Source organism: Oligoflexus sp., from assembly GCF_035712445.1.
Classification (GTDB): domain Bacteria; phylum Bdellovibrionota_B; class Oligoflexia; order Oligoflexales; family Oligoflexaceae; genus Oligoflexus.
Genome location: NZ_DASTAT010000124.1, coordinates 35244 through 47567, shown reverse-complemented (window position 1 = coordinate 47567; position 12324 = coordinate 35244). Strand labels below are relative to the sequence as shown.

Annotated in this window: 10 protein-coding genes; 4 read left to right on the top strand and 6 right to left on the bottom strand. The window is 55.1% G+C overall.

Features of this window, described 5'->3' with window-relative positions; genetic code table 11:
- Nucleotide 1: 1 nt before the first annotated feature.
- Nucleotides 2-1834 (bottom strand): long-chain fatty acid--CoA ligase, encoded by a 1833-nt coding sequence (locus VFO10_RS26195; RefSeq protein ID WP_325144967.1) that lies wholly within the window; start codon nucleotides 1832-1834, stop codon nucleotides 2-4.
- Nucleotides 1835-1982: 148 nt separating this feature from the next.
- Here VFO10_RS26195 and VFO10_RS26190 point away from each other — a divergent pair, with 148 nt between their 5' ends.
- Both VFO10_RS26190 and VFO10_RS26185 read left to right on the top strand, forming a co-directional pair.
- Nucleotides 1983-2828, top strand: coding sequence for a hypothetical protein (locus VFO10_RS26190; RefSeq protein WP_325144966.1), 846 nt, complete (start codon nucleotides 1983-1985; stop codon nucleotides 2826-2828).
- Between the two features lie 340 nt (nucleotides 2829-3168).
- Nucleotides 3169-4140, top strand: a complete 972-nt coding sequence (locus tag VFO10_RS26185; RefSeq protein WP_325144965.1) for a hypothetical protein — start codon at nucleotides 3169-3171, stop codon at nucleotides 4138-4140.
- 54 nt (nucleotides 4141-4194) lie between these two features.
- Here the strand turns inward: VFO10_RS26185 and VFO10_RS26180 are convergent, their stop codons facing one another.
- Nucleotides 4195-4740: a helix-turn-helix transcriptional regulator gene (locus tag VFO10_RS26180; protein WP_325144964.1), complete on the bottom strand. Its 546-nt coding sequence runs from the start codon at nucleotides 4738-4740 to the stop codon at nucleotides 4195-4197.
- 153 nt (nucleotides 4741-4893) lie between these two features.
- Between VFO10_RS26180 and VFO10_RS26175 the strand changes: the two genes are divergently transcribed.
- Complete coding sequence (locus VFO10_RS26175) at nucleotides 4894-5664, top strand: DUF2271 domain-containing protein (protein ID WP_325144963.1); 771 nt, start codon at nucleotides 4894-4896, stop codon at nucleotides 5662-5664.
- A 166-nt stretch (nucleotides 5665-5830) separates the two neighbouring features.
- Here the strand turns inward: VFO10_RS26175 and VFO10_RS26170 are convergent, their stop codons facing one another.
- The 4 genes from VFO10_RS26170 to VFO10_RS26155 all read right to left on the bottom strand — a co-directional run bounded on the left by VFO10_RS26170 (nucleotide 5831) and on the right by VFO10_RS26155 (nucleotide 10384).
- Nucleotides 5831-6616 carry a S1 family peptidase gene (locus VFO10_RS26170; RefSeq protein ID WP_325144962.1) on the bottom strand — a complete coding sequence of 262 codons (786 nt, stop codon included), beginning with the start codon at nucleotides 6614-6616 and terminating at the stop codon, nucleotides 5831-5833.
- A 379-nt stretch (nucleotides 6617-6995) separates the two neighbouring features.
- Nucleotides 6996-8006 (bottom strand): hypothetical protein, encoded by a 1011-nt coding sequence (locus VFO10_RS26165; RefSeq protein ID WP_325144961.1) that lies wholly within the window; start codon nucleotides 8004-8006, stop codon nucleotides 6996-6998.
- Nucleotides 8003-8881 carry a TIGR02147 family protein gene (locus tag VFO10_RS26160; RefSeq protein ID WP_325144960.1) on the bottom strand — a complete coding sequence of 293 codons (879 nt, stop codon included), beginning with the start codon at nucleotides 8879-8881 and terminating at the stop codon, nucleotides 8003-8005. Before VFO10_RS26160 ends, VFO10_RS26165 begins: the two co-directional genes overlap by 4 nt.
- Before the next feature lie 129 nt (nucleotides 8882-9010).
- On the bottom strand, nucleotides 9011-10384 hold the full coding sequence (locus tag VFO10_RS26155) for a hypothetical protein (protein WP_325144959.1): 1374 nt from the start codon (nucleotides 10382-10384) through the stop codon (nucleotides 9011-9013).
- A gap of 309 nt (nucleotides 10385-10693) precedes the next feature.
- Here VFO10_RS26155 and VFO10_RS26150 point away from each other — a divergent pair, with 309 nt between their 5' ends.
- Nucleotides 10694-12115: an OmpA family protein gene (locus VFO10_RS26150; protein WP_325144958.1), complete on the top strand. Its 1422-nt coding sequence runs from the start codon at nucleotides 10694-10696 to the stop codon at nucleotides 12113-12115.
- Nucleotides 12116-12324: the final 209 nt, after the last annotated feature.

The following is a 12324-nucleotide window of genomic DNA, read 5'->3' as shown; positions in this document are numbered from 1 at the left end:
CTCAGCCGTTGGCGGCTTCCAGAAAGCTGCGGGCTTCATGATAGAGAAGGTCGATCTGATCCGCATAGTGACTGATGATCGGCATGCGCCGCAGTTTGAAGGTTTGCGTCAGAAACCCGGTATTGGCGCTCCACTCATCCGCTGTCAGCATGAACTTGCGGGGGACTTCATAGCCTTTGATGCCTGCGCACTGATCTTTGATGATGCGTTCGAAGAGCGATTGGATCTGATCCATGTTCAGGATTTTCTCGACGTCCTCTTTCGGGATCACATCATGCGTCTGCTGATAAAGGCCGCGGGATTTCGCATAATGAACGACCTCGTCCAGATTCACATTGATGACGACCACGGTGTATTCGCGATTATCACCGTAGACGAGCGAGTAGGAAATGTAGGTGCTCAGATTCAGGCTGTCTTCAATGAGGGTCGGCACCACATACTTGCCGTTTTGCAGCTTGAACTGCTCCTTGACCCGACCGCAGAGCGTCATGAAGCCATCCGCATCGAAGTAGCCCACATCACCTGTGCGGAAGCCGCCGTCCGAGGTCATGACCTTGGCGGTTTCCTCGGGCAGATTATGGTAGCCCTTCATCACATTGGGGCCGTATACGACGATCTCGCCCGCACCGGGAATGTCCGAGTCACCGACCTTGGTATCAATCCTGACTTCAACGTTGGGGAGGACCTTGCCGATGGTGCCGATTTTGATATGACCGGGGAAGTTGGCGGCGACGAGTGGGCTCGTTTCACTGAGTCCATAGCCTTCGTAGACGGTGATGCCGAGATTCGCGATGAAGGATGCGACTTCGATTTGCAGCGCTGCGCCGCCGCTGATCGCATACTTCAGGCGACCCCCGAAGGCCCCGCGAATTTTTTTAAAGACGAGTTTATCCGCGAGCGCAAAGCAGAGGTTCTGCAGAAACGTGCTGGGGCGACCCAGGCGCCTGTTCTCGGCGCCGGCCATTCCATGCTGGAAAATCCAGCGGATGATGCCAGGACCGCGCTGGATTTTATTGTTCACGCTTTCATAGATGCGGTTGAAGATCCGCGGAACCGACATCAGCATGGTAGGCTTGATTTCCGCGAGATTGTCCAGGATCTTGCCGACGCTTTCGGAAAAGGCGCTGGAAAAACCGAGGCCGATGAGAAGATGCACCTCACCCGTCTGGCCAAACACATGGGCCCAGGGAAGGAAGGAGAGGGTTTGATCTTCGGTGGTGAAGGTGTAGCGCTGCTTGATGGCCTCGATCTGGCTCAGGATATTCGCGTGGCTCAGCAGCACGCCTTTGGGTTTATCCGTGGTGCCCGAGGTATAGATGATGCCCATGACCTCGTCGGGTTTGGCGGGAATCACGGGCGCGGGATGCTTCTTTCCCAGAGTCAGGAGTTTGTTGAAGCACATATGCTCGGTTTCATCATCGTGTATATTGATCACATGCTTGATATGCGGCAGCTTTTGGCTGATGCGTTCGATGACATCATGGATCACCGAGTTGTGGGCGAAGACGATGGTGGCTTTGGAATCCGCCAGGATATATTCCCATTCCGAACTATTCTGACTCTCGTACATGGCCACGACGCGGCCGCGCAGGCCATAGGTCGCATAGGCTGCAACCGCCCACTCCACGCAGTTGCGGGCGATGATGGCAACCGTTTCCCCTTCACGAAGGCCCAGGTGATTCAAGCCGCCGCGAATGTGATCGACGTACTCGCCGAATTCCTTGTAGGTGATCCAACGCCACTGGCCCTTCATCCGCGTCCCATACATGGGGCGATCTGCAAACTTTTTACAGGACTGCTTTTGCATCTCGACGAGGGAGGAAAAGTTCTGCATGAGTCATCCTATTTGCTGGTTCCGCGTAGGTCCATTATAGGCCATAGGCCTGCCCTTGGCATCCCCGGGGTCATAAATTTCCCACACTTGGCCGCGGCATCACCTTTGCAACATGAAGGCTGAAGAAAGCCATGGGAGTATCAATACGGTGGATTCGGTCTGCAAGCGAGTGATTTTACTTATCGTGCTCGGGGCCGCCCTGCTCGGCCCCATGACAGCGCGCGCGGCCAGTTACCAGGACGCCCTGGACGATTATAGCGAACAGAAGTTTTCCCGCTCTTACAAAAAAGCCATGAGTCTTGCCCGAGAGAAACGCGGCACCCGTCGCGGCAAGGCCTTGATGCTGGCCGCGGCGGCGGTTTTGGAGATGGATCGTGAGCAAAAAGCCCGGGCGCTCTTCAAAAGAGCGCTGGATGAAGACCCGGACCTGGACCTGCCCGATGTCGTGCGGAGTCGGCGGGCCCAAAGGTTTTTTGCGGACGTGCGGGAGGGGCGCGGATCGCGGATCGTGGTCGCGCGGGCAGCGTTCGATCGACCGGAAACCTATCTGCCTTTTGGCCTGAATCAACTGCTTCAGGGCAAAATTTTCCTGGGTCTCACGCTGGGAAGCGCCCAGGGTCTTGGGCTTTACTTTGCCTATTCCAAAAACCAGGACGCGAAAAAAGCCGAGCAGGAGACAGCCTCGCTGCGGCGCAGGGCCATTCAAACTGGGGATGACATCAATCCTGTGTTTTTGGAACTCGTTGCCGGGAATCAGGCTTTTATCAGAAGATCCAAGCAGGTCGCGCAGCTCTCGCTCGGTGTGACAGCCCTGGCTTATGGAACGAGCGTCCTGGAAGCGGGATATCGCGCGCCTTCGCGTTCTTCTGTGGCGCTGCAGCCACTCTCCACTTATCCTCTCGTGTCCACCAGCTTTCATGACAAGCATCTTCAGTTGGAACTTCTGAATCCTCTGCTCTCGGTGCAGGGTTTTCAGCTAAGCCTTCAATTCTGATCCCTCTCTTCAGCCGGCCGATCAAGAATTAGACGTAAACAAAAACTTTACACTGCCTGCATAAACGCGAGAGAAGTATTCGCAAATGCGGTATCACGGTAAGAATCGGCGCGCGTGTATCGCCTGAGTCTCGTGCGCTCGGAGCGTCATTGATGGTCACTCCGCATGCACAGGATCTTTGAATCACTCATGAAAAGGAATTGGGCCTGGCTTTTGCAAAAGGCAGCTCAAACTTTCTTAATGTTCCGGTATCAGCAATGGGGTTGTTATGAATTATCGTGGGATTTCCCTTGTCGCGTTCCTCCTGTTCACGGCGTGTGGTTCGGGTCAGGATGGTCAAATGTCCACAGCAGAGTTTGAGAAAGCCGTTGCCAACAATGAGAAGTTGGCCCAGGAAGTCGAGCGTTTGGGTGATGAGCGCTCGGAGATTTCAACCGAACTCAAGACCAACAATGAAAGAGTGAGTCAGCTGCAGCAGCGTATCGACGATCTGAACAAGTCGGGAACGCAGGTGGAAACCGCCTATAAAACCCAGCTGGATGCGCAGAGTCAGACTCTGGCGGATTATAAGGCCGAACTTGCAAAACTTCAGGTGCAGCTCGCCAATGCGCCCACGGCCGAGCAGCAGCGCATGACCCAGCAGAAGATCACGGATCTGGAAGGCAAATCGAAAAACCAGGATGCTCAAATCGCCAGGCTGCGGCAGGACCTTGCCGCTGCGAAGAACAGTGAAACCGCCGCTGCGCGCCGCATGGCCGAGGAAATCAAAACCGCGCGTGCGAACTATGATAATCAGGTGGCGAAGCTGACCGCGATGGAGGCTGCCAACGCGAAGATGACTCAGGATCTGACCGCGCAGCAGGAAGCCAACCGCAAACTGCAGGAGCAGGCCACCGTTCTTCAGACGAAGAACGCGGAACTGCAAAAGAGTCTTGATGCCGCCAACGCGCGTATCAAGGAACTCGAGAATAGCCTCGCGACGCTTCAGGGCCGCTACGATGAATTGAAGGATATTTATACGAAGACTCAGGATGATCTGGGCAAGACCAAAGTGGACCTGGGTGCGGCTCAGGCCAGCGCCGCGGCTCTTCAGGCGGAGCTTAACGCTCTGAAATTGAAGTATCAGCAGCTTGAAACCAAAAACAAGTCGCTGGAAGCTGAAGTGGAGAAAGCCAAAGCCGAAGCTGCGAGAGCACGCGCTGAAGCTGACAAGGCCAAGGCCGATGCAGCGGCTGCCAACGCTGCGGCTGCGGCTGCGAAACAACAGGCGGCGGCTGCGGCGGCTGCGGCTGCACCGAAGACTGCGAGCTGAAAATCTTTTCCCTGAAATGAAAAAGCCCCTTCGCGAGAAGGGGCCTTTTTCCATTCAACCTGACTTCGCCTCTGGATCGGGCATGGTCAGAAGGTCCTGCAAAAAGAAGGCGGAAAGCTCTGCGCGTCCCGCCAGTCCTGACTTCTGATAGATCGTAAGATTATGCTGCTTCACAGTTTTCTCGCTGACCCCACGAACCTGCGCAATATCCTTAAGGCTCAAACCCTTCAAAAGTAAAAACGCGGTCTCTTTTTCGGCTGCCGTCAGATTCCAAGTCGAGAACTGCCGCTCCACTTCCTGGCGAATGTTGGCCGCATAGGGGGCGATCGACTTTCGAAAACCCTCCAACTCTTTTTCCAGAGCCCGGCGATCCTTCTCGGTAGACCGCAGCGCGCCCTCCAGGGGCACGATGCGTCGATGCCAGATTATGAAAATCGCCAAAAGGCCCAGAATCCCGCAGGTGAATTCCATAACGAGATGAGCCGTGTCCACTCCGGCTTTGAAGTCGTACCAGCTGTCGAAAATCAAAAGGACGATAATGATCATCAGCAGTTCGGTCAAAATCCAATTCTGCCGCCCCGTATGATTTTCGTCGAACATGAAAACTGGCCTCCTAGGACTTTAGTCCTAGGTCGATAAAAAGCCTTTAAATTCCGCTTTTTACGACCTAAGTCCTATTTAGAAATGAACGCCTCGAGCCGATAGAACATCCCATATCGGTTGCCGTGTCCACGACCTGGGGAAGGAAATACCATGAAAGCCTGGCTTCCAGTTTTCAGCCTGACCGTCCTCGTTTTAGGCTGCTCGCAAACTGTGCTCCGTCCTTATCAGGTCAACAAACCTGAATCGACCCGCAACGAATCCGGTCCCAATGCGGACGCGACGGGAACGGGAACACCGGAGGGCAGTTCGGATAACACGGAGAATGGGGACAAGACCGCTGATTCGCCAGGAACCACTCCTAATAATTCTACAACACCGATGCCGACCGCGAATACCCCACCACCGGCCAATCCCGTGCCGGCGACCGGGAGTGTGGCGGTAACATTGAACATTATTCCCCCGACACCGGCAGGCCCCTATCGGACCCGTGGTCACATTCGTAGCGTTTGGATAACCGATGCCAATAATAAATACATCAAGACCATCCACGCCTTCGCTGGACAGAGGGCTGTGCATTTAAAGCGTTGGCAGGTGTTCACGGCTCAGACCCTGGACGCCACAACAGGTGCGACCCAGACGACACCGGCCGCGGGGATTCCGATCACCGCGACCTGGGATCTGAAAGACAAGGCCGGTGCTCAAATGTTGACCGGCAACTATAAACTCTGGATGGAATTCACCGAAGCCAACACCCCGGCTTTGGATGCGGGAAAAACGCCGGCTGATCCCAATCAGGCGATTGATAACGCGGCGGGCTATGAATTTTTTGTGGTTCCTTTCTCAGTCGCGCCTACGGGCACCATGAAAACGGATAGCAGTAACGTCGTCTTCAAAGATGTTGCTGTGAAGCACGTCCCTTAAACCTCGGAATTAGTATCCGTCCCAAGCAAGAGGCCTCTGGATCAAACGATTCAGAGGCCATTTGCTTCGCAAACAACAAACCCGTCAAATAACAAACTCGTCAAATAACAAACCCGCCAGGGCCTAAGGCCCCGACGGGTTAATTTCCATTGTGCAAGTCTAAGAATTAATCGCAGGTACCGGCTACCAGACCAAGGTCCACACCGGAGTCTTCCTGAACCCAGCAGATGTTCGCATGCATCAGGCCGTAGATGCCGCCTGTGCCGCAGGCGCCGCCGCGGGAGGTCACGCCGTAAACGCGCCACTCACCGCTTTTCAGCTTGCCGAAAACGGGACCGCCGCTATCGCCTTGGCATGAGTCTTTACCGCTGCCGCCGATGCTGATCTCATTGCTGGTCAGCTTGGTGATCTTGCCATCCACTTCGAACTTCACGCCGAAGCCGCCATCATCACGGTTGCCGAAGCCCACGATGTGGCCGATGCCACCGACCTGAAGAAGTTCGTCTTTTTCTTCTTCAGCTGTAAGGACTGGAATAAAATCGTCATCGGCCAGATCCATAGGCTGGGTCAGCACGATGTAGGCGATGTCATTGGTCGTTGCGTACTTGGGGGAATACTTGATGGTCTTGGCCTGGTATTGGCCTGCGACGCGGCCGCCTTCCTTGCCGTCACCGACGTAAACGGAGACGTTGGCTGCCTTGAAGCCTTTCGCGCAGTGAGCGGCTGTGATGACAACAGTGGGTGCAATCGCGGTACCGCTGCAGTACATGCCGCCACTTTTTTGGGTGATAGCGACCACGTTCTTCCAGCTGCCTGTAGGCGCGCGAGTGCCGCCGTAAACCTTCTGCTCGCTGGTGCTTTGACCTGCGGAGCCGCAACCGACAGCCATCGAGAGTACGACGGAACAGGGAACCAGAGCGAAAGCCTTGTTGAATCCTGCCATTCTTTTCATGCACGCCTACCTTTTTTGAGTTTGGAAATGTATCAAAGACCAAAGCATCTCTGTTGACTGACTAGCCAGGCCACCAAAGAATAGGGAGTCAAAAAAAATGAATGGACGACATTTTGAGGCTTTTTTGCCCTGAAAAATGACCCTGGCGACGGGGTTCAAATCGTTCGTGGTTGTGCAGTTGGGCAAATTAATGAAGAAGGGCTAAGAAAAAACGTGAGGAGCCCACTTTTGCAGGGTTTAAAAATGCTCAAATACCCCAGGGGAAGGAATGACATTATCGGAAGAGATAGGGAAGGGCCTGTGGCCGGGAAGCGCCTGAGGCCGGAAAGGGCCTGTGGCCGGGAAGAGCCTGAGGCCGGAAAGGGCCCCAGGTTTGGCTTTAGAGTTGACAGCTCTCAAGCTCCATATCTTCCTCCGTTCCATCGTCACGGATGAGGGTGGCGCCGTCGCTATCGAAGACCACCGTGAAGCTGCTTTCCGCCTTCGTATCGGTGCTGCTGGCGAAGACTTCGCCTTGGATACTGCCGGAGCTGGGGTGGCAGCTGCTTCCCAATGAGAGCACCAGGTTCTTGTAACGCAGAACCACCATCTTCGCTTCATTATGAGTGGAGGCCACCGCGCCCGACACGATTTCCACGCGGGTTACGCCTGCGCCGCGGGACCGGGCCTTTTCCACGATAAGGGGTTCAGCATCCAGAGTCTTCACGCTGCGCGTCAAAGGCTCGTCCTTATTCTGACGAAGAAGGCTGACCGTGCTGTCGAGAGTCGAAGTACGTCGAACAGTAAGGACATCCAGCGGGGCCGCGACCTTCGCATACTGAACCGTTCGGGTGCTGTCGACGGTCAGCTGGGACTCACTCAGGATGCTGCCATCCGCCTTCAGGCTCACCGTACGCTTGCGCTCCTTATCGAGTTTGGCGACCGTCTTCAATTCAGCCAGCTGAGCCCAGCTGATGGAAGGACGATTGTTTATACAGCTCAGAACGCCCAAGGTGCCTGGGACGGAATAGGTCGTATCGAGACTCGTGTTCAGCGAATCCTTCTGCACCTTGCGTTGACTGGGGCGGCCGAAATCCGTTTCCTGGGCCAGGACTTTTGTGGTTTTCACCGCAATGCTGCCGTTGGCATTGGGAGTGCAATCGCTCGTGACTTCCGCCAGACGCGGTTCATGCGAAGGGCCCAGCAAAGCCATGGCCGTGGCGTCGCTGTCGCTGCCATCGTTGACGGAACTGATCACCTCATCGTGCTGCATGCCCGCGACAGCCGCAAGTTCCGTTGATTCCTGAGCGATCGGCCTGCCCGAATTGCCCACGTCCGTGCCGCATGCAGGACTGAAGAGCATGAGACCCAGGGATAGAATCGCAAGACTAGCGTAGGCCGACCTTTTCATGTTGGTTCCGTCCTTTGTTTACGGGTCATCGGAAAGAGCTGAAGGCTAAGCTGATAGACGCGCTCGGGTTCAGGATCCTGAGCGGCAAGATCCATGATCTTCTTTCGAAAATTACGGATCTCTTTTTTGATCTTCGGCATCCGTTCGGGAGCAATGGCCATCGAGGTCGCGCTGATTTCCCGCTCCTCGACACTGATCGTCATCAGGGCCTGCTTGGCCAATTCCAATATCTTCTGATGGTAGCGCACCAGGGCCATCGACATGATCTCATGGCCGGTCGCGACGCGCGCCTGGGTCGGTTTTAGTTTCCTGGTTCCAGGATCCAGGGCCAAAAGTCCAAGTTTTTGCAGGAGCGCCAGGGATTTTTTCGCCTGATCGAGACGGATGCGCGGAATCAGGGCGGCGGCGAGTTCCTGGGGATCATCGGTGAAATGCGGGGTGAAACTGAATTCATAGATCGCGACGTGATACCACTCTGTGAAGTATTCGAGCTGGGCCATCAGTTCATCAGAATCGGAAATGGTGCGGGTTTTTTGCTTCACCATATTCTGCAGGTGAACTTCGCGCTCCGGCGCCAGATCGCTGTCGAAGTAAGCGACGAGGTCGTCGAAGTATTTGCGTTCCCCGGCTTTGAGTTCCAGGGCCTCGGCGATTTTGCGTCCAGTCTTGGTGGTCAGGGGCCTTTGGCCTTTGATGATAAGGTACATGACGTTGCTGCGCGCGAACCCGAGGTCCTCGGCGAACTGCATATAGGAGTAGCTGTCCATTTCCGTTTTCATGGCCTGGTACACGGCCTCAAGATAGGCTTTGTAATCAAGAAACCGGGTCACCGGGATCTTGCTGCTGACATTTTTGAGTATCCGGGCCTTTTTCATGGCAGCATCCTTTCCGATCACAAACATCTTATCGGCAGGATAATTCTGCAAACAAGCCGAAATTATATTTGCCTGAAATCACTTTGAAATGTTGTTTTTCTTGAAGAAAGGAAAGGTCTTTTTGCAAACTTAGAAGAGCAGCACTTCCCCCGGCTTGCGCGCCTCCTCGCCATGATCATTCATAACGTCCGGGATGGAGGCATCGACCGAAAGTTTTTCCTGGTCCGTGACGAGTTTGCGGCGAATGCGCTCGTGAAGGTCTTTGCGGAAGCTGGTCCACTCGCTGTCCGGCGCGCCCTTGTCCAGGTAGGCTTCGATCACTTCGATCTCGTTGATGAGATGTTCGATGATCTGCCGCAGAAGGTCAAAGCCCTGGGTCAGGACGATGAGATTGGACACCAGCTGCTCGACATCCTTGGTCCGTTCGAAGATCGCGTCCCGGGTCGCGTTCCAATCATCTTCCGTCAAAGGATCCAGGATATCCATGGTCTCGCGCAGTGCGGTCAGCATGTCGGGCGAAACTGCGTTGATTTTATGATAGGCCTCATCAAAACGCTTTTTGCCGGGGACCGAGATGAGCAGGGCAAAGGTTTCGGTTCCGCCGTTTTCAATCTGCTGCACGATGTTCTGAAGCTCCTGCCTGATCGTGCGGACGTTTTGAACGGCGTTCAGAAGGACGGCGCGTGGCTGACCTTCCGCCGCGTGCAGGGCCTTTTGAATGGACTCCGCGAGGAGAACGTTCTTTTTAATGCCGAGGATGATCTGACCATAAACGGACTCGCTGTCGCGGGCGCGACCGGCCAGGATTTTGGCTTCATCTTCGGCTTCGCGGGCCCAGACCGATTGTTCCACATTCTGCAGTATGCCCATGGCCAGCGACTGCGCCTTGTATTCAGCGGCCAATTCACTGGCGAGGCGAATGACCGACATCGCGATGCTGCGGGCCAGATCTTCCGATAAGGCGAGGGTGATCGCCGCGAAAGAAATGTAATCGTACCACATGTCGAATTCGGTGCGCTCGTGGGCGGAGCGAGGGCAGGCGAGTCGATCGCCGAAAATAAAACTGTGACGACCGACGATCTGTTGACCACCGACGCTTGCGAAGCGGCCCGATGGTGTGACGGACACGGACTCGGTGCCTTTGATGTGGACTTTCCGATCCTCAGCGACCACGACGAGTTCGATCTCGCCGAGTTGGGCTTTACGGAGCGTCGGCAGAAGAGCGACATAGCGGAAGAGGTCAAAGGTCACGTGTCGCAGGACGTAGGTGAGCTTCAGTTCGGCCAGGAGTTTATCCAAAGCTAAAAAGCCATTCCAGCTACCGGAAACGAGGTGGCTGAAGTCGAGCTGGATAGGATCCGCAGGTGCGATCGCATGCCGTTCTTTGATAAGCTCGACGGTTTGTTTCAGGTCGGACGATTCGTCCAGAACGCCACGAAGAAAGATCTGTCCTTCCGAGCCGATCACGGCTGAGTAGCGCTGCTGTTGCAGATGAACGGTCATGGCATCCTGCTTCGATATTTTTCCTTATCCTAACACAGGAGTGAGGCCTCGCAACATTCTTTCGCCCGGAAAGAATTTGGGCAGCGGCTGTCAAATCTTTCAGCAGCTGTCTGCCGTCTGCATTTTTACTTTTTCAAAAGACGCCTGGGCCCGGGAGGGTACGCCTCCAAGTGGCCTGGAAGACTGGTCTATTCAGGGTTCCTGGGAAGGGTGGCAGGCGGAATCAGTCTTGCAAGAAAGGGTTCGTGGGACCGTGGATCCCTGCGCTGTGCTGTTCTTTTATGTGGAAATGGAGAGGGGAGTGAGTTTATGCGTACGATCATTGGAGTTGGGGCGCTGGCTGCGGCCTGCGTGATGTCATCTGAAGTTCGAGCCAATATCACAGGATCGGATCTGCAAAATTTCAACGCGTCCTATACACCCATGGATAGCGTCACCGTTCATAGCGCCCGGACCATGGGTTCAGGGCGCCTTGGCCTTGGGCTTTTTTTCAACAACGCCGTGAACACGCTCCCTTACTTCAATGAAGAGGGACGCGACAACATAGATCAGAAAAAGACCTTCAATAACTCGGTCACGGGCATGGAAGTGGCCGTGAGCTATGGCATTACCAGCTTCTGGGATTTCAGTCTGGCCTTGCCATCCTATATCGCGCAGACCGTGGAGAATGATGATCTTCTGCATGGATATTTCGCGCGCCTCGGTGTGACGGAACTTCGCCTCGCCACGAAATTCAACCTTGTGGATACCGGCTTCTTTGCCCTGGGTATCCTGGGAACGGCGAATCATAACCGCATTCAGAATAATCCTTATTCCGGGAATATGCAGTGGCCGGCTTTTGCGCTGGAGCTGCTCGGGACTCTGGATTTTGGTTTTCTGGAGTGGTCCACCAACGTCGGCTATCGCTGGCATCATGGTGAGCCGACTGCGGAGCTGAAAGAGGTACTTCCCGTGCAGCGTTTCGGTGATCAGCTGGTGGCGTCGACCGGAGTCGATGTGAAGCTGCCGGCCACCAAACTCACGGTGCAGGGTGAAATCTACGGTTCGTACGCGAGACAGGATTTTTCGACTTTTTCGCCGCGGAATACTTCCATTATGGAAGGCCTTGTCGGTTTGAAATATCCCTTGGATGATGCCTGGACGCTTTATGCGGGTTATGGATCGGAGATGCGTCATGCCTTGAGTTCCGCGGATTATCGAATCTATGCGGGTGTGAGGTGGATGACGGATCTGACTCCAGTGAAGCCGGTTGAGGTGGCTCCAGCGCCTGTGGCTCCGATCGTGCCGGTGATGGGTCCTACGATTACCGAAAGGGCTCCGGATGCCATCATTGAACTGGATGATATCTACTTTCATTTCGATTCCACGGAAATACGTGATCCCAAAGGGTATGAGGTGATGCAGAGGCTGAAGGGCATGCTGCAGAATAACCGGACGATCGACCGTGTGGTGATCGAAGGGCATGCCTGTGCTTTGGGGTCGGATGCGTATAACTTCGAACTCAGCGATCGGCGTGCGGATACGATCGAACGCTGGCTCATGCGGAACTACGGTGTGTCGCCTGATAAACTTTTGACTGTCGGCTGGGGAGAAAAACGTCCCAAACACAGCAACGCTGTGGAGTCGAGTCGTATGTTAAATCGCCGGGTAACGTTTAAGATCTACTACGAAATGCCGCGCATTCCCGGCCCTGACGTAACCCCGACGATTCAGGCTAAGGAAGCTCACTGACCTTGTCCACCTGGTAACGCCGGGAAGCGGCTGCTGCCGCTTCTCACCCCTAACGATCATAGGTCGACCCGCATCCAACCAAAGCCGCAAACCGCGGCTTACGTCGCGCGACGTCCCCGACTGACGTCACCTCGTGTCGATAAACTCCCTGGCCCCGCATCCCGATCCCCTATCAAAGATCGCTCGTCGCCTGGGCCCGCGGCCCGGTC